We start from the raw sequence: 25,348 nt of genomic DNA on the forward strand, positions 1-25,348 counted from the left end.
AATGAGTCAAAAAGCCAAAACCGCCATTACCCCGACGCGCGAAGAGAATTTTCCTGAATGGTATCAACAGGTGATTAAAGCTGCGGATTTGGCGGAGAGTTCGCCTGTGCGTGGATGTATGACTGTGAAGCCCTATGGCTGGGCGATTTGGGAAAATATGGTCGGGATTTTTGATCCGTGGCTGAAGGAATACGGGGTGCAGAATTGCTCTTTTCCGATGCTGATTCCGGTGAGTTTTTTATCGAAAGAGGCCGAGCATGTGGAGGGGTTTGCCAAGGAGTGCGCGGTGGTGACGCATCACCGGCTGGAGGCTGACCCGGATGGTAATGGGCTGCGGCCTGCGCCAACGGCAGAGTTGGAAGAGCCTTATGTGGTGCGTCCGACGTCTGAGACGATTATCGGCGATGCAATGGCGCGCTGGGTGCAGTCATATCGTGATTTGCCGTTGAAGCTGAACCAGTGGTGTAGCGTGATGCGCTGGGAAATGCGTACGAGAATTTTCCTGCGTACGTCTGAGTTCTTCTGGCATGAGGGGCATAATGCGTTTGCTGATCATGAAGGTGCCAAGGCCGATTGTTTGCATGTGCTGGATTTGTACGAAAAGTTCTTTACCGACGTGCTGGCTATTGACGGGTTTAAGGGTATCAAAACTGAGGAAGAACGTTTTCCAGGCGCTAATGAAACTTATTCCTTTGAAGTGATGATGCAAGATGGAAAGGCCTTGCAGGCTTCGACAACGCATGATCTGGGCACAAATTTTGCCAAGACCTTTGATATTAAATATCAGACTAAAGAGGGTGGTGAAGAGCTGTGTCATACGACAAGCTGGGCGTTTACGACACGGATGATCGGTGCGCTCATCATGATGCATGGTGATGATGACGGGATGATTATGCCGCCGCGCATTGCGCCGCAGCAGGTGGTGATTTTGCCGGTGTTAAAAGGTGACAATGATGAGGCGATCATGGCGTATTGCTCTGAGATTGCCGCGCAGTTGAAGGAAAAAGGTATTAAGGCCAAGGTTGACGCGCGTGATATGCGCACACCAGATAAGATGTGGGATGCGATTAAGAAAGGCATTCCGCTGCGCGTTGAGGTTGGTGGTCGTGAGATGGAAGAGGCGCAAGTGACGCATGTACGGCGTGATCTGGGCCGTGAGTCTAAAACCACGCAAAGTGTGGAGAGTTTTGTTGAAGATGCACGGGGGCTTTTGGATGCAATCCATGATGATATGTTGGCGCGCTCGCGCAGTTTTAGGGATGAAAACACGCATGAAGGGCAAACGCTTGCTGATATTGAGGCGTTCTTTAAGGCGGGTAAAACCGGGCTTGTGAAGGTGCCGGTGGCCGTGCTTGAAGATGTTGGGCTGGACGCGGTAATGAAAGAATATGGCCTGACGACGCGCTGCATGCCGTTTGTTGATAATGGGCGTACGGTTTTGATTGCGAAGGCGTATTAATCTAAATCAAGGAAAAAATAATGGATTTAACTTTTATTCTATATGCCGTTTTTCTTTTGGCTGTTGTTGTGCTCGCTATTTATCATAGAAATAAAGATCAAAAAAAAGTCATGAATTATTATGAACATGCTTCCGAAAAAGGGGATGAGGTTGCTAAAAAATCCTTAGAGAATCAAAAACGTATGATTGAGCTTTTGGAAACGATTTCCAAGAAACTGGATAAGTAAAATGCTTTCAACATTTGAACGGATGGTGGCGTGGCGGTATTTGCGCTCTAAAAAAGCCGAAGGCTTTGTCAGCGTGATCGCCGGGTTTTCCTTTGCCGGAATTATGCTGGGCGTGGCGACGCTGATTATCGTGATGAGCGTGATGAATGGTTTCCGTGCGGAGCTGTTTGACCGGATTTTGGGGCTGAACGGGCATATGAACATCTATTCCCAGTCCGGCCCGCTTTATGATTACGATTATATTCAGAGCCGGGTTGAGCCGATTTCCGGTATTAAGATGGTGGTGCCGATCATTGAAAGTCAGGCGCTTGTGTCCAAGGGGGGCAGTTCCAGCGGCGTATTGGTGCGCGGAATGGCGTGGAAGGATTTTGCGAACCGGGAAATTTTGCGCGATTCCATTACGCAAGGAAAACTTGAGGATTTCACCGGTAACGGGATTGCGCTGGGCGAGGCTTTGGCGCAAAAAATGCGTCTGCGGCCCGGCGATAAGATCACGTTGACTTCGCCACAGGTTAAATCAACGCCGTTTGGCTCTATGCCGCGCCAGCGCAGCTATACGGTGGCGCTGATCTATGATGTCGGGATGTATGAGTATAATAGCGGTTTTATCTTTATGCCTTTGGAAGCTGCGCAGAAATTTTTTCAATTTGACGGAGCGGTTACGGCCTTGGAGGTGTTTTTGAAAGACCCGGATGAATTGTCGGTGGTGCGCAAGGCGGTCTCGATGGTGATTGAGGGGCAGGCCGGGATTTATGATTGGCGTGATATGAATGCCAGTTTTTTCAATGCGCTGCAGGTGGAGCGCAATGTGATGTTCCTGATTTTGACGCTGATTATCCTGGTGGCGGCGTTCAATATTATTTCTTCGATGATTATGCTGGTCAAAGATAAGGGGCAGGATATTGCGATTTTGCGCACGATGGGGGCCTCGCGCGCCTCTATGATGCGGATATTTATGCTTACAGGCGCGAGCATAGGCATTGTTGGGACGTTGGTGGGCGCGGCCTTAGGCATCGCGTTTGCGCTGAATATCGAGAGTATTCGTCAGTTTTTGGAAGGACTGACGGGAACGGAGCTGTTTGCAGAGGAGATTTATTTTCTCTCGCAACTTCCGGCGGAAATTGAATGGCATGAGGTTGCGGCGGTTGTCGGCATGGCTTTCTTCTTGTCTGTGTTGGCGACGTTGTATCCTGCATGGCGCGCGGCGCGCATGGATCCGGTGGAGGCTTTGAGGTATGAATAGATGCATTGGTTAGTTTACGCACTTGTGGTTATTGCGGGCGGTTTGGGAATTCACAGTTTCTCAAAGCTGGCCAAGTCCTATATTGATCCGGTTTATACATTCCTTTTGGCGGGCGGCGTGTTTTTTACCATTTCTATTCTTACCTTTCTGATTATGGGAGGGCGTGAGCATATTGCGCAGACACCAACTAAAGGCATTATTTTAGCTTTGTGTACGGGAGTGGCTATGACAGCTGCTAATTTTGGGGTGTTTTTGATGTATAAAGCTGGCGCGCCGATGAGTGTTGCTATGCCCTTAACGCGTACATCTACAGCCATTTTGGCGGTCTTGTTTGGTGTGTTTTTCTTTGCTGAGAAATTAACGCTTGTGAATATGACTGGTGTTGTTTTCGCTGTCATCGGGATTGTTTTAATTACGCGCTAGGAAATGAGCATGAATAATCCACTGGATCAGGATGTGTTGTTGAAGCTGGAAGGGTTGGAAAAGACCTTTGAGCAGGGTGGGCGCAAGCTAACGATTTTTCGTGGGCTGGATATGAAGATTGAGGCTGGCGAGTTGGTGGCTTTAGTCGGGCAGTCTGGGACCGGGAAATCGACGCTGCTGCAAATCGCCGGGTTGTTGGACAAGCCTACGGCGGGGCGGGTGGTGATCAATGGCCGCGATTGCGTCAAGCTCGGGGAGCAAAAACGTACGGCCATGCGCCTGTCGCAGATCGGGTTTATTTACCAGTTTCATCATCTTTTGCCGGAATTTACGGCGCTGGAGAATGTGGCGATGCCGCAGATTATTGCGGGCGCGCGGGTCAGCAACGCCAAGGATAAGGCGCAAGGGTTGCTTCGTTCTTTGGGGCTTGGAAAGCGTTTAGAACATCGTCCTTCGACGCTTTCGGGCGGGGAGCAGCAGCGCGTGGCGATTGCGCGGGCGTTGGCGAATGATCCGAAATTGCTGCTGGCGGACGAACCGACGGGGAATTTGGACCCTGAAACTTCAGGCGAGGTCTTCGATATTTTGCTTCAGCAGGTGCGGGAACGCGAAATTGGCGCGTTGGTGGCGACGCATAATTTGCAACTTGCCGATCAAATGGACCGCGCGTTAGAACTAAAGGCTGGAAGAATTGTTCCCTTCGACTAGTATTTTGTTTCTGTGTCCTGCTAAACTCGTTCCATGAATCACTTCATTCATCTGCATGTGCATTCGGCGTATTCGCTCGCCGAGGGGGCTATCAAGGTTAAAGGCCTTGTGAATCGCTGCGTGGCTGAGAATATGCCGGCGGTGGCGGTGACAGATTCTTCCAATATGTTCGGAGCGATGGAATTCGCGACTGAGGCGACTAAAAACGGTGTGCAGCCGATTTTGGGGGCGCAGGTTCTTTATGGTGATGCGGAGCACCAACTGGTTTTGCTGGTACAAAATGAGCAGGGTTATAAAAATCTGTGCCGGTTGCTTTCAGATGCCTATATGGGCGGGGATGCAGCGAGCAAGGCGGTGATTTCGAAGGAGGAGCTTGGGGCATTTTCAGACGGGTTGCTGTGTCTTTCAGGCGGGTCAAAAGGGCCGGTGAATGACGCGCTGTTTCATAAGCAGGCAGAAAAAGCGGAAGAGGAATTTATTTATTTAAAAGAATGCTTTGATGGGCGTCTTTATAGTGAAATACAAAGGCATGGGTGGGCCGCAGAAGACGCAACGGAAGAGGCGCTGATTGAGCTGTCGTACAAGTATGATGTGCCGTTGGTGGCGACTAATGATTGTTATTTTATGGACCGGGAGGCGCATGACGCGCATGACGCGCTTTTGTGCATTTCTGAAGGACGCTATGTGACCGAAGAAGATCGGCGCAAGGTTACGCCGGAGCATTATTTTAAGTCTGCCGATGAAATGTGCAGGCTGTTTGCGGATTTGCCGGAGGCTGTCGCTAATACCGCCGTGATTGCGCAGCGTTGTTCGTTCTTGCTGGAACCAATTGCGCCGATTTTGCCGGCGTTTGATACGGAAGGCGGGCGCAGCGAGTTTGAGGAGCTTAAAGCGCAATCCGAAGCTGGACTTGAATGGCGTCTTAAAAATTTCGCCAAGGGCGTGGATGCGAAGCCGTATTTTGAACGTCTGGAGTTTGAACTGGATATTATTAATAAAATGGGTTTTCCGGGCTATTTCCTGATTGTTTCGGACTTTATCAAGTGGGCGAAGGAGCAGGATATTCCCGTCGGGCCGGGACGGGGTTCGGGTGCGGGCTCGGTGGTGGCCTGGGCGCTGAAAATTACCGACCTTGACCCGCTGGAGTTGGACTTGCTGTTTGAGCGGTTTTTGAACCCCGAACGCGTTTCTATGCCCGATTTTGATATCGACTTTTGTCAGGATCGCCGCGAGGAGGTGATTCACTATGTTCAGCAGAAATATGGCCGGGACCGGGTGGCGCAGATCATTACCTTCGGGAAATTGCAGGCGCGCGCGGTGGTGCGCGATGTGGGGCGCGTGTTGCAGATGCCCTATGGACAGGTGGACAGGCTTGCCAAGCTTATTCCTAATAACCCGGCAAACCCGGTGACGTTGCAAGAGGCTCTTGATGATGACCCGGATTTGCGTCTTGAAATCAAAAAGGATGAAACTTCAGTTCGTCTGATCGAGATTGCTTTGCAGCTTGAAGGGTTATATCGGCACGCTTCAACGCATGCGGCCGGGGTGGTGATTGGCGATCGGCCGTTGCATGAGTTGGTGCCTCTTTATCGTGATCCGCGTTCTGATATGCCGGTGACGCAGTTCAACATGAAATATGTCGAGCAGGCTGGTTTGGTCAAGTTCGACTTCTTGGGGCTGAAAACCATGACGGTGGTGCACAAGACACTCAAAATGGTGGAAGAGCAGACGGGGGAAAGGATTGATACGCTTGAAATTCCGCTTGATGACAAATCGACCTATGAGATGATGACCCGAGGTGCAACTGTCGGTGTGTTTCAGTTGGAAAGTGCCGGAATGCGCGAGGTTTTGCGCAAGATGCATCCCGACCGGTTTGGTGACATTATTGCGCTGGTTTCGCTTTATCGTCCCGGGCCTATGGATAATATTCCGACCTATATCAGTAACAAGGAAGGTAAGACCGAGCCGGACTATATGCATGAAAAGCTTCAACCTTTTCTCGAAGAGACGTACGGAATTATGGTTTATCAGGAGCAGGTGCAGCGGGCGGCTCAGGCTTTGGCCGGGTATTCTCTGGGCGGTGCCGACCTTTTGCGCCGGGCAATGGGAAAGAAGATTAAGGCGGAGATGGATGCGCAGCGCGAAATGTTCGTGAAAGGCGCGAAAGAGCATAATAATGTTCCGGCGGTGCAGGCTAATCAAATTTTCGATCAAATTGCTGCTTTTGCTGGTTACGGGTTTAACAAGTCACATGCGGCCGCTTATGCGTTGATTGGGTATTGGACGGCGTGGCTGAAATGCCATTATCCGCTGCAATTTATGGCGGCTTCGATGACGCTTGATCTGGGGAATACCGATAAGCTCAGTATTTTTAAGCAGGATCTGGACCGGATGGGGGTTGAGCTGCGCCAGCCGGATATCAATGAATCGAATGCGGATTTTAAGGTTGAGGGCGAAGGTGTGCGCTATGCGCTTGGCGCTTTGAAAGGCGTTGGTGAGGCGGCGATGCGTACGTTGGTGGCGGAGCGCGCTGAACATGGGCCGTATGCGTCGATTGAAGATTATGCGTCACGGCTGGATTATAAATCGATGAATAAGCGCCAGTTAGAAGGGCTGGCTGCGGCTGGCGGATTCGACAGTTTGAATCCTAATCGAGCGCAGGTGTTTGAGGGTGCTGAAGTGATTTTGCGTCATGCGCATTCCTTGGCGGATGAGCGGGAATCGGGTCAGGTGAGTTTGTTTGGCGGGCCAGAGGAGGTTGGCGGGCTGGGGATGCCAGAGTTGCCGAAGATTGAGCCGTGGGATCAGTTGGAACAATTGGGCCGCGAGTTTAAGGCGGTCGGGTTTTATTTATCTGCGCACCCACTGGATAGCCGTCAGCAGCAGTTTGAGAATTTAAAGATCGCCAGCTATGCGATGGTCGAAGCGGTGTTGCAGGAGTTGCCCGCTTCGCGGTTCCAAATGGCAGGTGTGCTGCTCAAGAAGCAGGAGAAGATGTCGCAAAAAGGCAATAAATATGCGTTTTTGCAATTGTCTGACCCGACTGGAATTTTCGAGGTGACCCTGTTTTCCGAGATGCTGGCCGGCGCGCGGGACTATCTGGAGCCGGGAACAGCGCTTTTGCTGGAGGTTGAAGCGGAGCAACGCGAGGATCAAATTCGGTTCACCTGCACCCGGATTGCGCTGCTGGATGGAGCATTAGAGGGGAAAATCCGAGAGATATCCATCTATATGGACAAGCCTACGCCGATCCATAAGATCAAGGAATTCCTTGATAATGAGGGGCAGGGGCAGGCGCTGATCAATCTGTATGTGTCTGTTGACGGTCCGCGCGTCGTTAAAATGCGCCTGCCTGGACGTTGGTCCTTAAGCCCTCAGGCTCGGAATATTATCCGTACGCAGGAAGGCGTGCAGGAGATATTGGAGGGGTAAAAATCTCTTGCAATCCCTGTTAAATCGACGTATAAACCCGCCATCACTCATCGGTTTGGGTGAAATTCACATGCAGGTTCCTTAACCAGTGTGAAGTTGTCATTTTGAGGCTTGTCCGAGAAATCTCAGGGTGCCGAGGGGAATCCCTCCTCGCTTTGCTCGTTCGGAATGACAGCTTTTACCAAGGCCTGCAGAGGAAATAACTGGAACTAGAAAGGACTATCGCTATGGCTATGCCTGAATTTACCATGCGTCAACTGCTCGAAGCTGGCGTTCACTTTGGTCACCACACACGCCGCTGGAACCCAAAAATGCGCCAATATATCTTTGGTGTTCGTAATGGCGTTCATATTATCGATCTTCAACAGACGACCCCTTTGCTGAATGAAGCGTTGAAAGCTGTTCGTGACATTGTTGCGAACGGGGGACGCGTTTTGTTTGTGGGTACAAAGCGTCAGGCGCGCGACAAAATTGCCGAGAGCGCAAAGCGTTGTGGGCAGTTCTATGTGAACCACCGTTGGCTCGGCGGAATGATGACCAACTGGCAGACGATTACCGGTTCTATCAACCGTCTGCGTGAAGTGCAGGATATTCTTGGTAGCAATGAGCAGCGTGCAGGACGTACCAAGAAAGAGATTTTGATGTTGACGCGCGAGCGTGACAAGCTGGAGTTGTCTTTGGGCGGAATTAAGGATATGGGCGGGCAGCCTGATGCCTTGTTCATTTTGGATGTGACGATGGAAGACATCGCGGTTAAAGAAGCCAATAAGCTTGGCATTCCTGTGTTTGGCGTTGTGGATACCAATGCGGATCCTGCCGGGGTGGATTACATTATTCCAGGCAATGACGATGCTTTGCGCGCGATTGATCTTTATTGTGATTTGATTGCGGATGCAGTTTTGGATGGTCTTCAGGCCGAATTGGCTTCTGGTGGCAAGGATCCGGGCGCTGCTGAGGACGTTCAGGTTAAATTGCCGAAAAAGGTTAAGGATAAAGAGCCTGAGGCTTTGACACCGGGCGAGCAAGCTAAGCTGGATGCGGAAAAGAAAAAGAAGCCTGCGCTGAAAAAAGACTCTAAAGCTGAAGTGGTCAAGGCTGATGAGCCTGCTAATGAAGCAGAGGCGGAAGAAAAAGCCAAGAAGCAAGCTTCTGCTTAATCTTTTTTGAGATAATACTTTAAATCTGAATATACAAAGGAAGGACGTTAAGATGTCTGAGATTACTGCTGCAAAAGTAAAGGAACTCCGTGAGAAAACCGGTGCCGGCATGATGGATGCCAAAAAGGCTCTGACCGAAGCCGGTGGCGACATGGAAGCGGCTATGGAAGAGCTTCGTAAAAAAGGGATGGCGAAGGCCGATAAGAAATCTTCTCGCACAGCGGCGGAAGGTTTGGTCGCTGTTGTAACCGATGGTACAAAAGGTGCGGTGATTGAGCTTAATGCTGAAACCGATTTCGTAAGCCGGAATGAAGAGTTTCAGGCTTTTGTTAAAAAAGTGGCTGAAAAAGCGCTTGATGTTGAAAATGTCGAGGCTTTGGCGGCATCGGATTTCGGCGGTAAGTCTGTGAAAGACGCTCTGACGGATCTGATTGCCAAGATTGGTGAAAACATGGCGCTGCGCCGTTCGGAGAAGCTGGAAGTTAGCAATGGCGCGATCGTGTCTTATGTGCATGGTGCTTTGGCTGAGGGGTTGGGTAAGATTGGTGTGTTGGTGGCTCTGGAATCAGATGCGTCTGCTGATGTGCTTGAGCCGCTTGGCAAGCAGGTTGCGATGCATGTTGCCGCCGCGTTTCCGAAATATCTGGACCGTAATTCCGTGGATACGGCTGAGATGGAAAAAGAGCGCGCGTTTTTGGTTGAACAGGCTATGGCTGAAGGCAAACCTCAGGAAATTGCAGAGAAGATGGTTGAAGGGCGCATGCGCAAATATTTCGAAGAGATTTGTTTGCTGGACCAGAAATCAGTGATTGATGGTGAAACCAAAATTGCCGACGTGATTGCGAATGCGGCAAAAGAGGCTGGCTCTAAAATTACTCTGACAGCATTTTCCCGTTTTCAACTCGGTGAAGGTATCGAGAAAGAAGAAGAAGATTTCGCTGCAGAAGTTGCAAAAGCTGCGAACGGCTAATAAGCGAGAAAATTTAATATTTTATGACAGCCGCGTTGCAAAAGCATGCGGCTGTTATTACATTGGAACAGTTTTGCAAAAATTAGGACCTAAGCTCATGAATGCTCAAACCGCCAAAGATAACATGAAAGACTATAAGCGGATCATGCTTAAGATGTCGGGGGAAGTTCTGATGGGCGAGGGGGAGTATGGGCTGGATTCGGAGACTGTTAAGCGGGTTGCCGAGGATATTAAAGAGGTTGTTGATAAAAGCATTGAAGTTTGTGTTGTGGTCGGCGCGGGTAATATTTTTCGAGGAGTTGCCGGTGCAGCCGAAGGAATGGACCGGACGACGGCTGATTATATGGGAATGCTGGGGATCGTTATTAATGCCTTGGCGCTGCAAAATGCCCTAGAAAATCTTGGAGTGCAGACGCGTGTGCAATCTGCTATTCGCATGGATTCAATCTGCGAGCCTTATATTCGTCGCCGCGCGGTGCGTCACATGGAAAAGGGGCGGGTGGTTATTTTTGCTGCCGGGACAGGTAATCCTTATTTTACAACCGATACTGCCGGGGCGTTGCGTGCGACGGAAATGAACTGCGATGCGATTTTTAAAGGTACTAAAGTTGACGGGGTTTATTCTGCAGACCCTGAGAAGGATCCGACGGCGGAGCATTATGCGCATATTAATTTTATGGAGGTGTTGACCAAGGATTTGAAGGTTATGGATGCAACGGCGATTTCTCTGGCGCGGGAGAATAATATTCCGATTATCGTGTTTTCTGTGAAGGAGAAGGGCAATTTTGCCAAAGCTGTGGCTTCTGAAGGCACGTTCACAATCGTTACTAATTAAGAATAACAAAGGGATTATTGTCATGTCTTATAATAAAAACGAAATTAAGCGCCGGATGGATGGTGCAATCGATAATTTGGCCAAAGAGTTTGGTGGATTGCGTACTGGCCGTGCGTCGGTAAATTTGCTTGATCCTGTGGTGGTAGAGGTTTACGGCTCTAAAATGCCGCTTAATCAGCTTGGCACTGTGAGTGTGCCTGAGCCGCGTATGTTGAGTGTGCAGGTTTGGGATGGCGGTAATGTGAAGGCGGTGGAAAAGGCTATTCGCGATGGCGGATTGGGCTTAAATCCCATGCCTGAGGGTAACAATATACGCATTCCAATTCCTGATCTTAATGAAGAACGCCGCAGTGAACTGACTAAGATTGCTGGTAAATATGCTGAAAATACACGGATTTCTGTACGTAATGTGCGTAAGGACGGTATGGATGCGGTGAAGAAGGACGATCTTCCAGAAGATGAGGAAAAGCGGTTGCAGGATGAAGTGCAGAAACTCACCGACGAAGCAATCAAGAAGATTGATACGATGCTTGCGGATAAAGAAAAAGACATTATGACGGTTTAAGTTTTAGTTTAAGAATATGCCTCAAGATACTGAAATAAAAATACCAAAGCACGTTGCTATTATCATGGATGGTAATGGCCGTTGGGCACGGGCACGGGGCTTGCCGCGCAGCGCCGGGCACAAGCAGGGTGCAGAAAGTGCACGCCGGGTTGTGAAGGCGGCAATGGATCTGGGCATAAAATATTTGACGTTGTTCGGGTTTTCTTCCGAGAACTGGAGTCGGCCTGATGGTGAGATTAAGGATTTGATGAATCTGCTGCGCTATTATTTGCGTTCAGAAATGGCGGAATTGCATAAGAATGGTGCGCAGCTGAGGGTTATAGGCGATCGTCACGCGCTTGACGATGATATTGTACGGATGATTGAACATGCCGAAAAACTCACTGAAGATAATAGCGCTATTACGGTGGTGATGGCGCTCAATTATGGCGGGCGTAATGATATTTTGCATGCGGCGCAGCGGTTGCACAATGCGCATTTGGGGCAAAAGCTGTCCTTTGAAACTGTTGAGGCCCAGTTCCCCGGTTTTTTGATGACAGAAGGTATTCCCGATCCTGATTTGTTGATCCGTACCAGCGGCGAGCAGCGCATCAGCAATTTTTTACTGTGGCAAAGCGCTTATAGCGAATTGGTGTTTACCGATACGCTGTGGCCGGATTTTGACAAAGGTACTTTGGAAGATGCTTTGGCTGTTTATGCAAGGCGAGATCGGCGCTTTGGTGCGGTAACGCAGATTGAGGTGTGATGGAAATGGGCCGTTTTAACCTTAAAGCCCTGCAAGAACGCGCTATTTCGGCTGCTGTCCTTATCCCGGTTGTTCTTTTTGCCGTTATATGGGGAGGAATTCCATTTTATATCATGATCGCACTGTTGTTTGTTATCTCCGCTTATGAGTGGGTTTCTATGGTGCGCAAAATCGATGATACTGCGCTGCATGTTTTATGGGGGCTGGTTTATCTCGCAGTTGGTTTTTTGTGCTGTATTGTTATTCGCGAGGAGCAATCTTTGAACGCAGCGATCTTGTTTGTCGTTATGGTCTGGTCAGCAGATATTGGGGCTTATTTTGCGGGCAAGTATTTTGGTGGAGCGAAGCTGGCGCCGCTGATTAGTCCGAATAAGACCTGGGCAGGGCTGGGCGGAGCGTGTGATTCTGCCGGACTGGCAGCGGTACTGTATTATCTGGGAGTGATTGCCTTTAGCTTTGAGGCGGTGTTCTCGTGGGTAGCATTGATTTTTATGTTTTTTGTCGGCGTTATGATTGCCATTGTTGCGCAAGGGGGCGATTTGCTGATCTCTTTTATGAAGCGTAAGGCGGGTGTAAAAGATACGGGAGCTTTAATTCCCGGGCATGGTGGGTTGCTTGACCGGATTGATTCCCTGTTATTGGCGGCGCCGGTGTTTTTTGTGTTAACTTCCTTTTTCTCCTTTAATCTATAGGCCGAGACATTGAAAAAACGTGTTTCAATCCTTGGGGTAACCGGTTCGATTGGACAGAGTTGCGCCGATGTGATTGCTTCTGCGCCGCAGCGCTTTGAGGTCTGCACGGTTACGGCGAACGAAGATGCTCAAGGGTTGGCGGCGGCGGCTGTGCGGCTTCAGGCGCGCCGGGCGATTATTGCCGATCCGTTGCACGAGGCTGTTTTACGCGATGCTTTGGAGGGGCAGGGCGTTGCTGTGTTGAGCGGACCGGAGGCCTTGGAACAAGCGGTGCAGGCCGATACTGATCTTAGTATTGCGGCGATTTCAGGCATGGCAGGGCTTAGGCCCTTGATGCATGCAATTAAAAATTCAAAGGTTGTGGCGATTGCGAATAAGGAGCCGCTTGTGGCAGCAGGAGCTTTGGTGAAAGCGGCGGCGGAAAAATATAATACACGAATTTTGCCGATCGACAGCGAGCATAATGCAGTGTTTCAGGTCTTTGATCCGGCGCAGCGTGCAAATATTCAGCGGATTATTCTAACCGCTTCGGGCGGGCCGTTTCGTACGTGGAGTCTTGAAGAGATTGAAAAGGCGACTCCTGAGCAAGCAGTGGTGCATCCAAACTGGGATATGGGCGCAAAAATCTCGGTGGATAGTGCCAGCATGATGAATAAAGCTTTAGAGGTGATTGAGGCGTATGTGCTGTTTGATATGCCCGCAGAGCAAATTGATGTGTTGGTTCATCCACAATCGGTGGTGCATTCGATGGTTGAATATGCTGATGGGTCTATTCTGACGCAAATGGGTGCGAGCGATATGCGTACGCCGATTGCTTATGCTTTGGCCTGGCCCGGAAGGATGAACACGCCCGGGCAGCGGCTTGATTTGGCTAAAATGTCACAGCTCAATTTTGAGACGCCCGATTTGGAGCGTTTTCCGGCGTTGCGGCTGGCTTATGAATGTTTGGAAAAGGGGCCGATGGCTTGTCTTACGTTGAATGCGGCGAATGAAGTGGCGGTGGCGGCGTTTTTGGCCGGTAAAATTACTTTTCCTGATATTTTGCGCACTATAGAGTTCGCATTAGGCCAAGAGCCTGATATAAGTTTGAATACGATTGATTCCGTTGAAAAGGCGGATGAGGTTGTTCGTGTGCGTATTTCGACCTATATCAAGGACGAACTCTTGCCTTCGATGATGAAAGTGAAAGCTGTTTAATATGAACTTTTTCGAAATTTTCCAAATGCTTGGTGGTAATGTTTGGTTTTATGGCGGGGCTTTTATCCTTGTCTTGAGTATCCTTGTCTTTGTTCATGAATGGGGTCATTACATTGTCGCGCGGATGTGCGGCATTCGGGTGGAGACTTTTTCAATTGGCTTTGGAAAAGAGCTTTTGGGCTTTGACGATAAAAACGGTACACGCTGGAAGGTTTCCATGATTCCGCTTGGCGGATATGTGAAGCTGTTTGGTGATGTTGATCCTGCCAGTGCTGGGCATGCGGAAGGCGCAGAGGATGAACAGGGTGAAATCCGTCCTTTTACCGAGGAAGAAAAGACGCAGGCATTTTTTGCGCAATCTGTATGGAAGCGTGCGGCGGTTGTGATTGCAGGGCCGGCGATTAATTATATTTTTGCGATTCTTATCATGGCTGCGTTGTTTACATTTAATGGTCAGCCGGTGACTCCGCCCGTGGCGGCGGCGGTGATTGGTGGGTCGAGCGCAGAGAAAAACGGTTTTTTACCGCATGACAGGATTATTTCCGTTGATGGAAAGTCTATTGATACGTTTGAAGATATTCGCCGGGAGATGATGATTGCGTTGGATTTGGAAAAGCATTTTGTCGTTGAGCGCGATGGCGAGTTGATTGATATTATGGCTTCGCCGGAGAAACAGACGCAGGAAGACCGATTTGGTTTTAAGCATAGCCGGGGGCTTTTGGGGTTAATTAGCCCGCGTCATGCTGTTCAGATTAAAAATGTTAAAGTTATTGACGGACGTAGTTATGATGATGAAGCTGCGGTGCGCGAGGCCTTGATTAAGCGCATGGGGAAAAGCTTTAAAATTGAAATTGAAAACGGACAGTCCAAGCAGGCGTTGCTCGTTAAGCCTTTGCCGGAGTTTAATGAATTTATTAATACAGCTAAGGCTGAGGAATACGGCTTTTTGTTTTTGTCGAATGTAGATGCAAACACTTTTATTCAGTATCCGATTCATAAATCAGCGTTTGAAGCTATTAAGCAATGCTGGGTGATTACCCGCGGTACACTTGAGGCTTTGGGACAAATGGTTACTGGTAGTCGCAGTGCCGCAGAGCTTGGCGGGGTAATCCGTATCGGCGCCCTAGCTGGCGATATGGCCAAACAAGGTGTTATTGCACTTATTATGTTTACAGCTTTACTGTCGATTAATCTGGGGCTGATTAATTTGTTTCCTATTCCGATGCTTGATGGTGGGCATTTAATGTTTTATGCATTTGAAGCAGCCTTGGGACGTCCAATTCCAGAAAGAATCCAAGAATATGCGTTTCGCATCGGGTTTGCTTTTCTGATTGGAGTGATGGTATTTGCCAACCTTAACGATATTATGCAGCTTTTGCTCTAGGTACATGACTTAACCTTCTAGGGATAGTTTTGTCTTAAGGGCTGGTTTTTGTGTAAAAGAATCAGCATAATAAGGCTGTTGTCTTTTTGCGCTTAACCCGATAAAAATGAACGTACTTTCGGGGAGGCATTTCTTTCTCGTTTTTGTTTTTTATTTATTATTTATTGATGGTGATCTCCCATGCGACTGATAGACAGATTGTTCATTGGAATTTTGGTTTTGACTGTGATTATGCCTTTGAGTGCATATGCGCAGACCTTGATACGTGAAATTCATATTCAGGGGGCAGAGCGAATTGAGCCGGAAACTATCCAGTCTTATATGGATATTAAGGTCGGGGACCCCATGACGCGTGAGATGCTTGATGCAGGCCTTAAGAGCCTGTTTGCAACAGGGCTTTTTGCTGATGTGACATTGGCCCAGAAGGGCAGTGCTTTGGTTGTGGATGTGCTTGAAAATCCGGTTATCAATCAAATTGCTTTTGAAGGTAATGACAAAATTGAGGATTCTGCGCTTCTGGCTGAGATTCAGATGCGTCCACGGCAGGTTTTTACCCGTACGCGTGTACAATCTGATGTTTCGCGTCTTTATCAAATTTACCGCCGCTCAGGGCGTTTTTCTGTTCGGATAGAGCCAAAAGTAATTAAGCTGGATCAAAACCGTGTTAATTTGGTATTTGAAATCCAGGAAGGTGATGTCACCAAGGTGGAATCTATTCGTTTTGTTGGTAACAAGCGTTTTGATGATGATCGTTTGCGTAGTGAAATCAGCACGAAAGAATCTGCCTGGTATCGCTTTATTTCCTCAGATGATCGATATGATCCAGACCGGATGGCATATGATCAAGAGTTGCTTCGTCGTTTTTATCTTGCGCATGGTTATGCAGACTTTCGTATTCTTTCTGCCGTGTCCGAGCTTTCGGATGAGCGGGACCGTTTTTTTATGACCTTTACGGTTGAAGAAGGGAAGCGTTATCGCGTGGGTAAAGTTTCTATTAATTCTCAATTGCGTAATTTTGAGCCTGCCGTTTTGCGTCCTGAAATCAATATCAAAACCGGTGAATGGTATAATGCCGATTATGTTCAGGAAAGCGTTGATAATTTGACCGATGCTTTGGGAGATCGCCAATATGCATTTGTGAATGTACGTCCGGATGTGCAACGTAACCGCGAAGAGAATACCGTTGATCTGGTGTTCAATATTGATGAAACGCCGCGAGTTTTTATTGAGCGCATTGAGGTGAACGGTAATATGCGTACGCTCGATAAGGTTGTACGTCGTGAATTTGAACTGGTTGAGGGAGATCCGTTCAACAAATCAAAATTGGCAAAATCTGAGCAGAATATCCGTAATCTGGATTTCTTTGAAACGGCTGAGGTTACTACAAAGCCTGGTTCTGCGCTCGATAAAACTGTCGTTGAGGTTGAGGTAAGTGAAAAATCAACTGGGGAACTTTCTATCGGGGCCGGGTTTTCGACGAATGACGGGCCTTTGGCGGATTTCCGTATTCGCGAGCGCAACTTGCTTGGCAAGGGACAGGATTTGTCACTGGCAACTGTTGTCGCAGGAAAACGCACTGAATTTGATGTCAGTTTTACGGAGCCGTATTTTCTTGATCGGGATCTGTCTGCGGGCTTTAGTGCCTTTCATATGACACGGGATTACCAAGATGAAAGTTCGTATGATCAGCGCCGTACTGGTGGCGGGGTGCATATGGGCTACCCACTTTCTGAGCGTTGGCGTCAGGGTTTGAACTATCGTATGGAGCGTAACGAGATTACCGATGTGCAAAGTGATGCCTCTCGCTTTATTCGTGGTCAGGAAGGGACGCGGGATACGTCTGCGCTGTCGCAGCGTTTGACCTATGATAGCCGCGATAGCACGGTCTTTCCGACGGAGGGATTGTTGTACTGGTTGAATGCGGAAGTGGCCGGTTTGGGCGGTGATGCCAAGTATGTTTCAGGGAAAACGGGCGTGTCTTATTACTATCCGGTGTTTGATCAGGTGGTTTTGAATGCTATGGCTGAAACCGGGATTATTGAAGGGTATAGCGATACGGATGTTCAGATCAATGAACGCTATTATCTGGGTGGCAGTACGCTTCGCGGTTTTGAAAGCGCAGGCGTCGGGCCGCGTGACCGGACGACTGGTGATGCTCTTGGCGGTCAGGTCTTTTATCGTGGAACGCTGGAAAGCTCTTTCCCGATTGGTTTGCCGAGTGAGCTTGGTATTTCAGGGCATGCATTTGGCGATGTCGGGACATTGACAGAGTTGGATGATAACGGTCCGGAAATTCAAGATGAGGCCAGTTTACGGGCAAGCTTGGGATTGGGGTTGTCGTGGCGCTCTCCATTCGGGCCTGTGCGCGCTGACTTTGCTGTGCCGGTTTCCAAGGAAGACTTTGACCAAGAAGAGCATTTCAGATTTAACTTTGGCACACGCTTTTAAATCTGATACTCATGCAAGGCGTTATAATTTTGTTATAGCTATGAAGTGGGTATCATGCGTTTATTTTGTCTGTTCTTAAGTTTTTTTAGTGTTTTTATATGGCCTGTGTGCTCGCAGGCCGCAGGGTCTATCGGTGTTGTTGATGTTGCTTATATTTTGAGTAAATCACAAGCGGCTCAGAATATTCAGGCGCAGCGGCAGAGTGTGCGGGAGGCGTTTTTAGCTGATATTTCCAAGACTGAGCAGGCTTTGCGGGCGGAAGAAAAAAAAATTCTTGATCAGCGCGGTAAGATTTCACAAGAAGATTATTTGAAACTTCGTCAGGTTTATGAGGCTAATCTCCTTGAACTGCGTAAAGACGCTCAACAAAAGAAGAGAGCCTTGGAAGAGGCTTCCAATGTGGCTATGAATGTGTTGCGCGAAGAGCTTTACGTTGTTGTGCAAGAGATTGCCAATGAGCGGGGATTTGAGTTGGTTATTTCTAATAAAAATGTCATTGCGGGTGAGAAGTCGCTTGATATTACCAAAGAGACGCTTGAGATAATTAATAAAAATTTGAAGGAAGTGCCTTTGAAAATTGAGGAGGTCGAATAGTGGCGGACTCTCGGTTTTTTGTAAAATCCAAGGATTTTAGCTTGCGGGAGCTTGTGGAACTGACGGGTTCTGAACTCGGGGCTGGAGCGGCGCCTGAACGCGTTTTGAGCGATGTAGCGCCGCTGGATATAGCCGGGCCGGATGATTTGAGTTTTCTTGATAATGTAAAATATAAAGACCAGTTTTTGACAACCAGGGCCGGGGCATGTTTTGTGCATCCATCTGTAACGGAGCTAGCCCCTCGAAATGTCTGTTTGTTGCTTAATGTGCACCCTTATAAGGCTTATGCGTTGGCGGCGCAGGCATTTTACCCTGATGCCAAGCCGAATGGTGAGATATCAGAGCAGGCGTATATTGATCCTTCTGCGCGTATTGGTGGTGAATGTACAATCGGGCCGGGCGTAGTGGTTGGCGCGGGTGTTGAAATCGGAGAGGCAAGCTGGATCGAGGCGAATAGCGTTATTGGTGACAATGTACGTATTGGCGCATATTGTCGCATTGGTTCGAATGCGACGCTTTCGCATTGTCATATTGGTGATTATACGCGGCTGTATCCGGGCGTACGTGTGGGGCAAGATGGTTTTGGGTTTGCTATTGATCCTAAAGGACATGTCAAAGTTCCTCAATTGGGCCGGGTGATTATTGAGGATCATGTCGAAATTGGCGCGAATACGACGATTGATCGTGGGGCAGGGCCTGATACTATAATTGGGCAAGGTACATGGATAGATAATCTGGTGCAGATCGGTCATAACGTTAGAATTGGACGGGGATGCGTGATTGTTGCGCAGGTAGGGATTTCTGGTTCAACGGTAATTGAAGACTTTGTCGTGATCGGTGGCCAGGCTGGTGTGACCGGGCATTTGCACATTGGCAGTGGTGCGCGTATCGCTGCGCAATCTGGTGTTATGCGCAACGTGCCAGCTGGAGAAGAATATATGGGGTCTCCGGCGATGCCTATTCGCGATAATATGAAACAGGTTGCTTTACTGAAACGTTTGATTAAAAAGAATAAAGGATAATTTTGGTAGACTTATAGGATTAATCAGATCATGAGCACAATTGATATAAATCGTATTATGGAGATGATTCCGCACCGTTATCCTATTTTACTGGTGGATAGGGTTCTTGAATTGATGCCTGGTGAGAGTGCAACAAGCCTTAAAAATGTGACGATGAATGAGCCGCATTTTATGGGGCATTTCCCGGGGTATCCTGTTATGCCGGGGGTTTTGATTGTTGAGGCGATGGCGCAGACAGCGGCGATCGTTGTTGTGGAAGCTTTGGGCGCGCAGGCGGAAGGCAAAGTTGTTTATTTTATGACGATTGATAATGCGCGTTTCCGCCGGCCGGTAACGCCTGGTGATTCCTTACATATACATGTTGAAAAGTTGCAATCGCGCGCTCATGTCTGGAAATTTAAGGGCACAGCGAGCGTTGAAGGCAAAATCTGTGCGGAGGCAACATTTAGCGCGATGATCACCGATAAAGAATCGGCCTAGTTTTTCTTCTTTAATTTGTAACGCAGTGCAACAATCCGTGATTTGTGCAAACGTCTTTCTGAGCCTAGTATTTTGAAAAAAGGTTAGAGTATGAGTGCGCCCCAAATTCACCCTAGTGCCATTATTGATGAAAAGGCTGTGTTGGCCGATGGTGTCAAGATCGGTCCATATTGCGTGATTGGTCCGGATGTTTCTTTGGGCGCAGATGTGGAGTTGAAATCGCATGTCGTGATTGATGGATGCACAGAAATTGGCGCAGGTTGTACGATTTATCCGTTTGTGTCTTTGGGGGCCGCACCACAGGATTTGAAATATGCCGGTGAGAAGTCCCGGCTCATTATTGGTCAAAACAATACAATCCGCGAACATACGACAATGAATCCCGGCACTGCGGATGGGGGGATGGTGACGCGTGTTGGTAATAATAACCTATTCATGATGAGCACACATGTGGCGCATGATTGCCAGGTGGGTAATCATGTGATTATGGCGAACAATGCAACATTGGGTGGGCACGTACAGGTTGGTGATTTTGTAATTATCGGCGGCTTGGCGGCTGTGCATCAGTTTGTGCGTATTGGTGATCATGCTATTATTGGCGGCATGTCGGGCGTAGAAAATGATGTAATTCCATATGGTCGGGTCAAGGGTGAGCGGGCGCATTTGCACGGACTGAACCTGATTGGCCTTGAGCGCCGAGGGTTTCAAAAAGAAGATATTCGTCATTTGCAGCGAGCCTATAATCAGCTTTTTGGTGATGAAGGGACCATGGATCAACGCATCGAAAGCGTGAGTGAAAATTACTCCGGCAATGAAACTGTTACGAAAATTATTGAATTTGCCAAGGGCAAGGACAAGTTTCCATTATGTCAGCCGCCGAAGAAAAATGCCTAGAGGGTTTGTCCCGTATTGGAATTATTGCAGGTGGCGGTGCGTTGCCACGAATGTTGATTGCTGCGTGTCAAGATAGGGGTATTGAACCGTTCATTGTTGCATTTGAAGGTCAAACTGATCCGGAGACTCCTGACGGGCTGGACCATATCTGGGTGCATTTGGGCGCTACCCGTAAGGTTATACGTACGCTGCGCAAATCCGGCATTCGTGATTTGGTGATGCTGGGTTCTATTCGCAGGCCATCCTTGAGTGAGTTGAAGCCTGATTTTAAAACTGTTGAGTTTTTTGCCAAAGAGGGCTGGAAGAGTCTTGGGGATGATAGCTTGTTGCGGGCCTTACGGCGGTTTTTGGAAGGCGAAGGGTTTACATTGCATGGGGCGCAAGAATTTATACCGGAGCTTTTGGCACCGGAAGGTGTTATTGGGCGTATAAAGCCCCATGCGGCGCAGCGGCGTGATATTGCACGTGGAATTGAGGTTCTTAAAGCATTGAGCAGGCAGGATGTTGGGCAGGCGGCAGTAGTGCAAAATGGTCATGTTCTGGGCATTGAGGGAGCGGAAGGGACGGACGGTTTAATCCGGCGCTGTGGTGATCTGAAACGGAAAGGACATGGTGCAGTTCTTGTGAAGCTTTGTAAAGATACGCAAGATCAGGATCTTGATTTACCGACGATTGGTCCACACACTGTAGATAATATTATTCAATCTGGTTTTAGTGGTTTGGCCGTGCATGCGGGGAAGAGTTTTATTAGTCAAATTGATGATGTGCGCGAAAAAGCTGATAGTGCAGGCGTGTTTGTTATAGGGATTAGTCTTTAAGGAGTTTGATAGATGAATAAGTCTGTATTTTTTATCGCGGGAGAGGCTTCCGGAGATTCTCTTGGAGCCTCGCTTATGCGGGGTTTGAAAAAGCGCGAAGGAGATTTGGTCAAGTTTTCAGGGATTGGTGGCCCATTGATGGAGGGGCAAGGGTTTAAGAGTCTTCTTCCTATGGATGATCTTTGTGTGATGGGGCTTTGGGAGGTGGTTTGGCAGCTTCCGAGGCTGCTCAGGCTTATTCAAGGCACTGTTGAGGAAATTGAAAAATGTGCGCCTGATGTTGTTGTTACGATTGATTTGCCGGATTTTAATTTTGAGGTGGCGCAGCGTTTGAAAAAACGGGGCATTTTTAAAGGTAAAATTGTTCATTATGTCGCGCCAAGTGTTTGGGCATGGCGGCCTGGGCGGGCAAAGAAGATTGCCGGGTATTTTGACGGTTTGATGTGCTTGTTTCCATTTGAGCCTGCATATTTTACAGAGCATGGGCTTGATGCGGCTTATGTAGGGCATCCTTTGATCGAGGTTGATACGGCGGCTCTGGATCCGAAAGGTTTTCGAGAAGATCTTCATATCCAAGATGGCGCGTTGTGCTTGGGGGTGCTTTTTGGTAGCCGGGAACGCGAATTGAGTTCGTTGTCAAAACCATTTTTGGAGACTATTGGCGCATTACATGAGCAATATGAAAATTTACAATTGATTGCGCCTACATTGCCGTCGCTTGAATATAACGTTACAAATTTATTGAGCGGTATTGATGTTCCTTGCAACGTTGTTAAAGATCAGAATTTTAAATGGGATGCGTTGGCATCGTGTGATGTGGCGTTGGCGGCATCGGGAACGGTTGCGCTTGAGCTGTCTTATTTAGGCGTGCCGCATATTATCGGTTATAAGGCGCATCCGCTGACGGCATTGATTTTGAAACTTGTTGTGAAGACTAAATATGCTCATTTGGCTAATATTTTGCTGAATGAAGAGGTCGTGCCGGAATATTTGCAGACGAAATGCAGCGCCGGCAAGCTTACGCGCGCGATGATGCGGCTGTTGCGCTATCCGGAAGAGCAAGTAAAGCAAAAGCAGGCGTTTGCCCGGTTGCATGAAAAATTGCAACTTGGGGCTGGTGAAACGCCGAGCGAAAGAGCTGCCGCCTATGTTTTGCGCATGGCTGCGTGATCCCGGTTTTTTTATTTCCGTTTATCCATCGGTACGTAAGGACGGGCTACCGGGCCGGTGTAAAGCTGGCGCGGGCGACCGATGCGCAATGTTGGCTCCTCGATCATTTCTTTCCATTGTGCAATCCAGCCAACGGTTCTGGCGACGGCGAACAGCACGGTAAACATTGAGGTTGGAAATCCCATAGCCTTGAGGATAATTCCAGAATAGAAATCGACATTAGGGAAGAGTTTGCGGCTGACGAAGTAATCATCTTCCAGAGCGATGCGCTCAAGTTCCATAGCCAGTTCAAGACGCGGGTCCTGAACTCCTAGGTCGGCAAGGATATCATCGCATGATTTTTTGAGAACGCCTGCGCGCGGGTCGAAGTTTTTGTAAACGCGGTGGCCAAAGCCCATGAGGCGGAATGGATCGTCTTTGTCCTTGGCTCGTTCGATAAATTCAGGGATATTTTTCTTGTCGCCGATTTGGTCGAGCATTTCAAGCACAGCCTGATTTGCACCGCCATGCGCGGGTCCCCACAGCGAGGCAATACCGGAAGAGATACAGGTAAAGGGATTGGCTTGGGATGATCCGGCCAGGCGCACGGTTGAGGTGGAAGCGTTTTGTTCGTGGTCAGCGTGCAAAATTAAAATTTTGTTCATCGCGTCGGCTAAAAGCGGATTGATTTTATAGGGTTCTGCTGGAAGACCAAAGCACATATAGAGAAAGTTTTCGGCATAGCTGAGGTCGTTGCGCGGATACATGAAGGGCTGGCCAACATTGTATTTGTAGGTCATTGCCGCCAATGTTGGAATTTTTGCAATGAGGCGGTGAGCGGAGATTTTACGTTGTTCGGGGTCCCAAATATCCAGAGAGTCGTGGTAGAAAGCCGAGAGTGCTCCGACAGTGCCGCACATAATGGCCATCGGGTGGGCATCACGGCGAAATCCGCGATAGAAATAGTTGATCTGTTCATGCACCATCGTGTGATGGGTGATGGTGCGTTCAAATTCTTCCATTTCTTTTTTATTAGGGAGGTCGCCGTAAAGCAGAGCGTGGCAGACTTCAAGGTAGCTGCTGTGTTCGGCCAGATCCTCGATGCTGTAGCCGCGATGCATGAGAATGCCTTTTTCACCATCGATAAATGTCAGGCGAGATTCGCAGCTTCCGGTTGAGGTGAATCCGGGGTCATAGGTGAAGTGACCTGTTTCGGCATAAAGTTTGCGCACATCGATCACACTCGGTCCCGTTGAACCATCAAGTACCGGTAGCTTATAGCTTTCGCCCGTCTCATCATTGGTTAGTGTGAATGTATTTTGGCTTTCAGGTTCTTTACCCATTGGGATCCCCATATTGTTTGATTGTATTGAAAATAGAATAGGCAGAATTTGCGGTTGTGCAACTGGGCATTATTGTAGAGAAGTTTTGCGATTGATCAAGCCCGATCAATCGCGTTTTGAATGCGCGCGCATGTTTCGGTTTTTCCAAGAATTTCAGTAGCATGGAAAATTGATGGCGAAACGGTGGTGCCTGTCAGTGCGGCGCGCAGCGGCATGGCGACTTTGCCCATTTTGCTCTCGCGCAGATCAGCGGCGATGGTTTTGATGGCGGATTGAATATTCTCGGATGTGAAATCGCTTAATGATTCGAGGGTGGTTTTGAGCGCTTGAAGCACGTCGAGATTGTCCTGACCCAATAACGCGCCGGCTTTTTCGTCATAATCAAACGGAGCAGTTTTGGCATAAAATGCTGATTCATCAGTGAATTGGAGTAGTGTCTTGGCACGAGACTTTAATTCATCTGCGCTTTGCATGATCCGCATCTGCGCTTGCGCATCAGGATCGATGTTGTGACGTTGTTTATAAAAAGGCATGCAAAGCTCTATAAGACGTTGTGGGTCGGATTCATTGATGTAATGGGCATTGAGGCTTTCGAGCTTATCAAAGTCAAAGCGGGCAGCAGCTTTGCCGATATGGTCAAGATTGAACCATTCGAGGGCCTGCGTATCTGAGATAATTTCATCATCGCCATGGCTCCAGCCCAGCCGTAGCAGGTAATTGCGCATGGCTTCAGGCAGGTAGCCCATTTCACGGTATTCCTCTACACTTGCAGCGCCGTGGCGTTTGGACATTTTGGTGCCATCGGGTCCGAGGATTAGCGGCAGGTGAGCGTATTGCGGCTTTTCCCAACCCAGGACATCGTAAATGACGTTCTGGCGGAAGGTGTTGTTGAGGTGGTCGTCGCCGCGAATGACATGTGTAACGCCCATATCATGATCGTCTACAACCACAGAAAGCATATAGGTCGGAGTGCCATCTGCGCGCAGGATAATGAAATCGTCCAGTTGTGTATTATTGACAGTCACTTCGCCCTGTACGTGGTCCTGAATGGTTGATTTACCTTCACGGGGGGCTTTGATGCGAATGGTCGGCTCTATGCCTTTGGGGGCATCTTCATGGCCTTTATCGCGCCATCTTCGGTCATAAAAAGTTGGTTTGCCGTCTTCGCGGGCCTTTTTTCGCATTTCTTCGAGTTCATCCTGGCTGCAGTAACAGCGATAGGCCAGGCCTTTGTCCAGCAGCTCTTCAGCGATCTCTATATGACGGTTTTTTTGTTCGTATTGAGAAACGATTTCTCCATCCCAGTCCAACTCCAGCCATTTCATGGCGTTAATCAAGGCAACGACCGCTTCTTCATTGTGGCGGGCGCGGTCTGTGTCTTCAATGCGAAACAGCATTTTGCCGCCATTTTTACGGGCGTAGAGCCAGTTAAATAGCGCGGTGCGGGCAGTGCCGATATGCATGAAACCGGTGGGAGAAGGCGGAAAACGAGTGACGATGCTCATGATGAATATGCTTGTATGCTGAGTGTTTTTCTTTAAAACCGAATTATGGTCTTAAAGC

At 48.7% G+C, this 25,348-nt stretch carries 23 protein-coding genes; 21 read left to right on the forward strand and 2 right to left on the reverse strand.

What is annotated here, in order from left to right:
* Window position 1 precedes the first annotated feature (1 nt).
* The 21 genes from H6859_02725 to lpxB all read left to right on the forward strand — a co-directional run bounded on the left by H6859_02725 (window position 2) and on the right by lpxB (window position 22,463).
* Window positions 2-1,459: a proline--tRNA ligase gene (locus H6859_02725; GenBank protein ID USO06127.1), complete on the forward strand. Its 1,458-nt coding sequence runs from the start codon at window positions 2-4 to the stop codon at window positions 1,457-1,459.
* Window positions 1,460-1,479: 20 nt separating this feature from the next.
* Window positions 1,480-1,686 carry a hypothetical protein gene (locus H6859_02730; GenBank protein USO06128.1) on the forward strand — a complete coding sequence of 69 codons (207 nt, stop codon included), beginning with the start codon at window positions 1,480-1,482 and terminating at the stop codon, window positions 1,684-1,686.
* Between the two features lies 1 nt (window position 1,687).
* Complete coding sequence (locus tag H6859_02735; protein ID USO06129.1) at window positions 1,688-2,929, forward strand: lipoprotein-releasing ABC transporter permease subunit; 1,242 nt, start codon at window positions 1,688-1,690, stop codon at window positions 2,927-2,929.
* Complete coding sequence (locus tag H6859_02740; protein USO06130.1) at window positions 2,930-3,352, forward strand: EamA family transporter; 423 nt, start codon at window positions 2,930-2,932, stop codon at window positions 3,350-3,352. It begins immediately after the preceding gene.
* Window positions 3,353-3,361: 9 nt separating this feature from the next.
* Window positions 3,362-4,060, forward strand: coding sequence for an ABC transporter ATP-binding protein (locus H6859_02745; GenBank protein ID USO06131.1), 699 nt, complete (start codon window positions 3,362-3,364; stop codon window positions 4,058-4,060).
* Window positions 4,061-4,093: 33 nt separating this feature from the next.
* Window positions 4,094-7,492 carry a DNA polymerase III subunit alpha gene (gene dnaE / locus H6859_02750; GenBank protein ID USO06132.1) on the forward strand — a complete coding sequence of 1,133 codons (3,399 nt, stop codon included), beginning with the start codon at window positions 4,094-4,096 and terminating at the stop codon, window positions 7,490-7,492.
* A gap of 227 nt (window positions 7,493-7,719) precedes the next feature.
* The gene (gene rpsB / locus H6859_02755) at window positions 7,720-8,649 is read left to right on the forward strand and encodes a 30S ribosomal protein S2 (GenBank protein ID USO06133.1); all 930 of its coding nucleotides are present in this window, start codon (window positions 7,720-7,722) and stop codon (window positions 8,647-8,649) included.
* Window positions 8,650-8,701: 52 nt separating this feature from the next.
* Window positions 8,702-9,619 (forward strand): elongation factor Ts, encoded by a 918-nt coding sequence (locus H6859_02760; GenBank protein USO06134.1) that lies wholly within the window; start codon window positions 8,702-8,704, stop codon window positions 9,617-9,619.
* Between the two features lie 124 nt (window positions 9,620-9,743).
* Entirely contained in the window at window positions 9,744-10,454 is a 711-nt protein-coding gene (locus H6859_02765; GenBank protein USO06672.1) for a UMP kinase, read from the forward strand.
* Between the two features lie 22 nt (window positions 10,455-10,476).
* A complete protein-coding gene (gene frr / locus H6859_02770) occupies window positions 10,477-11,019 on the forward strand; it encodes a ribosome recycling factor (protein USO06135.1) in 543 nt (180 codons plus the stop codon).
* A gap of 16 nt (window positions 11,020-11,035) precedes the next feature.
* On the forward strand, window positions 11,036-11,764 hold the full coding sequence (locus tag H6859_02775) for an isoprenyl transferase (protein USO06136.1): 729 nt from the start codon (window positions 11,036-11,038) through the stop codon (window positions 11,762-11,764).
* Window positions 11,765-11,769: 5 nt separating this feature from the next.
* Window positions 11,770-12,456: a phosphatidate cytidylyltransferase gene (locus H6859_02780; protein ID USO06137.1), complete on the forward strand. Its 687-nt coding sequence runs from the start codon at window positions 11,770-11,772 to the stop codon at window positions 12,454-12,456.
* A gap of 9 nt (window positions 12,457-12,465) precedes the next feature.
* Window positions 12,466-13,653 carry a 1-deoxy-D-xylulose-5-phosphate reductoisomerase gene (locus H6859_02785; protein USO06138.1) on the forward strand — a complete coding sequence of 396 codons (1,188 nt, stop codon included), beginning with the start codon at window positions 12,466-12,468 and terminating at the stop codon, window positions 13,651-13,653.
* 1 nt (window position 13,654) lies between these two features.
* On the forward strand, window positions 13,655-15,037 hold the full coding sequence (rseP, locus tag H6859_02790) for an RIP metalloprotease RseP (GenBank protein USO06139.1): 1,383 nt from the start codon (window positions 13,655-13,657) through the stop codon (window positions 15,035-15,037).
* Between the two features lie 180 nt (window positions 15,038-15,217).
* Entirely contained in the window at window positions 15,218-17,485 is a 2,268-nt protein-coding gene (bamA, locus tag H6859_02795; GenBank protein ID USO06140.1) for an outer membrane protein assembly factor BamA, read from the forward strand.
* Window positions 17,486-17,641: 156 nt separating this feature from the next.
* Window positions 17,642-18,079, forward strand: coding sequence for an OmpH family outer membrane protein (locus H6859_02800; GenBank protein ID USO06141.1), 438 nt, complete (start codon window positions 17,642-17,644; stop codon window positions 18,077-18,079).
* Window positions 18,079-19,101 carry a UDP-3-O-(3-hydroxymyristoyl)glucosamine N-acyltransferase gene (gene lpxD / locus H6859_02805; protein ID USO06142.1) on the forward strand — a complete coding sequence of 341 codons (1,023 nt, stop codon included), beginning with the start codon at window positions 18,079-18,081 and terminating at the stop codon, window positions 19,099-19,101. The genes H6859_02800 and lpxD overlap by 1 nt, the downstream gene beginning before the upstream one ends.
* 30 nt (window positions 19,102-19,131) lie before the next feature.
* Window positions 19,132-19,581, forward strand: a complete 450-nt coding sequence (gene fabZ / locus H6859_02810; protein ID USO06143.1) for a 3-hydroxyacyl-ACP dehydratase FabZ — start codon at window positions 19,132-19,134, stop codon at window positions 19,579-19,581.
* A 90-nt stretch (window positions 19,582-19,671) separates the two neighbouring features.
* Entirely contained in the window at window positions 19,672-20,475 is an 804-nt protein-coding gene (gene lpxA / locus H6859_02815) for an acyl-ACP--UDP-N-acetylglucosamine O-acyltransferase (GenBank protein USO06144.1), read from the forward strand.
* Window positions 20,448-21,293, forward strand: a complete 846-nt coding sequence (gene lpxI / locus H6859_02820) for a UDP-2,3-diacylglucosamine diphosphatase LpxI (protein ID USO06145.1) — start codon at window positions 20,448-20,450, stop codon at window positions 21,291-21,293. The genes lpxA and lpxI overlap by 28 nt, the downstream gene beginning before the upstream one ends.
* A gap of 12 nt (window positions 21,294-21,305) precedes the next feature.
* Window positions 21,306-22,463, forward strand: coding sequence for a lipid-A-disaccharide synthase (lpxB, locus tag H6859_02825; GenBank protein USO06146.1), 1,158 nt, complete (start codon window positions 21,306-21,308; stop codon window positions 22,461-22,463).
* Between the two features lie 11 nt (window positions 22,464-22,474).
* On the opposite strand, the gene H6859_02830 is transcribed toward lpxB, so the two are convergent.
* Together H6859_02830 and H6859_02835 are read right to left on the reverse strand one after the other, a co-directional pair.
* Complete coding sequence (locus tag H6859_02830) at window positions 22,475-23,785, reverse strand: citrate synthase (GenBank protein USO06147.1); 1,311 nt, start codon at window positions 23,783-23,785, stop codon at window positions 22,475-22,477.
* Window positions 23,786-23,880: 95 nt separating this feature from the next.
* Window positions 23,881-25,290 (reverse strand): glutamate--tRNA ligase, encoded by a 1,410-nt coding sequence (locus tag H6859_02835; protein USO06148.1) that lies wholly within the window; start codon window positions 25,288-25,290, stop codon window positions 23,881-23,883.
* Between the last annotated feature and the right edge of the window lie 58 nt (window positions 25,291-25,348).

This window comes from Rhodospirillales bacterium (assembly GCA_023898785.1).
Lineage (GTDB): Bacteria > Pseudomonadota > Alphaproteobacteria > Micavibrionales > Micavibrionaceae > TMED27.

Coding starts and splice junctions, on each gene's coding strand:
- H6859_02830 (USO06147.1), bottom strand. CDS start 23,785: ATGGGTAAAGAACCTGAAAGCCAAAATACATTCACACTAACCAATGAT.
- frr (USO06135.1), top strand. CDS start 10,477: ATGTCTTATAATAAAAACGAAATTAAGCGCCGGATGGATGGTGCAATC.
- lpxA (USO06144.1), top strand. CDS start 19,672: ATGAGTGCGCCCCAAATTCACCCTAGTGCCATTATTGATGAAAAGGCT.
- lpxB (USO06146.1), top strand. CDS start 21,306: ATGAATAAGTCTGTATTTTTTATCGCGGGAGAGGCTTCCGGAGATTCT.
- rseP (USO06139.1), top strand. CDS start 13,655: ATGAACTTTTTCGAAATTTTCCAAATGCTTGGTGGTAATGTTTGGTTT.
- H6859_02835 (USO06148.1), bottom strand. CDS start 25,290: ATGAGCATCGTCACTCGTTTTCCGCCTTCTCCCACCGGTTTCATGCAT.
- H6859_02745 (USO06131.1), top strand. CDS start 3,362: ATGAATAATCCACTGGATCAGGATGTGTTGTTGAAGCTGGAAGGGTTG.
- fabZ (USO06143.1), top strand. CDS start 19,132: ATGAGCACAATTGATATAAATCGTATTATGGAGATGATTCCGCACCGT.
- lpxI (USO06145.1), top strand. CDS start 20,448: ATGTCAGCCGCCGAAGAAAAATGCCTAGAGGGTTTGTCCCGTATTGGA.
- H6859_02740 (USO06130.1), top strand. CDS start 2,930: ATGCATTGGTTAGTTTACGCACTTGTGGTTATTGCGGGCGGTTTGGGA.
- H6859_02735 (USO06129.1), top strand. CDS start 1,688: ATGCTTTCAACATTTGAACGGATGGTGGCGTGGCGGTATTTGCGCTCT.
- rpsB (USO06133.1), top strand. CDS start 7,720: ATGGCTATGCCTGAATTTACCATGCGTCAACTGCTCGAAGCTGGCGTT.
- H6859_02780 (USO06137.1), top strand. CDS start 11,770: ATGGGCCGTTTTAACCTTAAAGCCCTGCAAGAACGCGCTATTTCGGCT.
- H6859_02765 (USO06672.1), top strand. CDS start 9,744: ATGAAAGACTATAAGCGGATCATGCTTAAGATGTCGGGGGAAGTTCTG.
- H6859_02760 (USO06134.1), top strand. CDS start 8,702: ATGTCTGAGATTACTGCTGCAAAAGTAAAGGAACTCCGTGAGAAAACC.
- H6859_02730 (USO06128.1), top strand. CDS start 1,480: ATGGATTTAACTTTTATTCTATATGCCGTTTTTCTTTTGGCTGTTGTT.
- H6859_02775 (USO06136.1), top strand. CDS start 11,036: ATGCCTCAAGATACTGAAATAAAAATACCAAAGCACGTTGCTATTATC.
- H6859_02725 (USO06127.1), top strand. CDS start 2: ATGAGTCAAAAAGCCAAAACCGCCATTACCCCGACGCGCGAAGAGAAT.
- dnaE (USO06132.1), top strand. CDS start 4,094: ATGAATCACTTCATTCATCTGCATGTGCATTCGGCGTATTCGCTCGCC.
- bamA (USO06140.1), top strand. CDS start 15,218: ATGCGACTGATAGACAGATTGTTCATTGGAATTTTGGTTTTGACTGTG.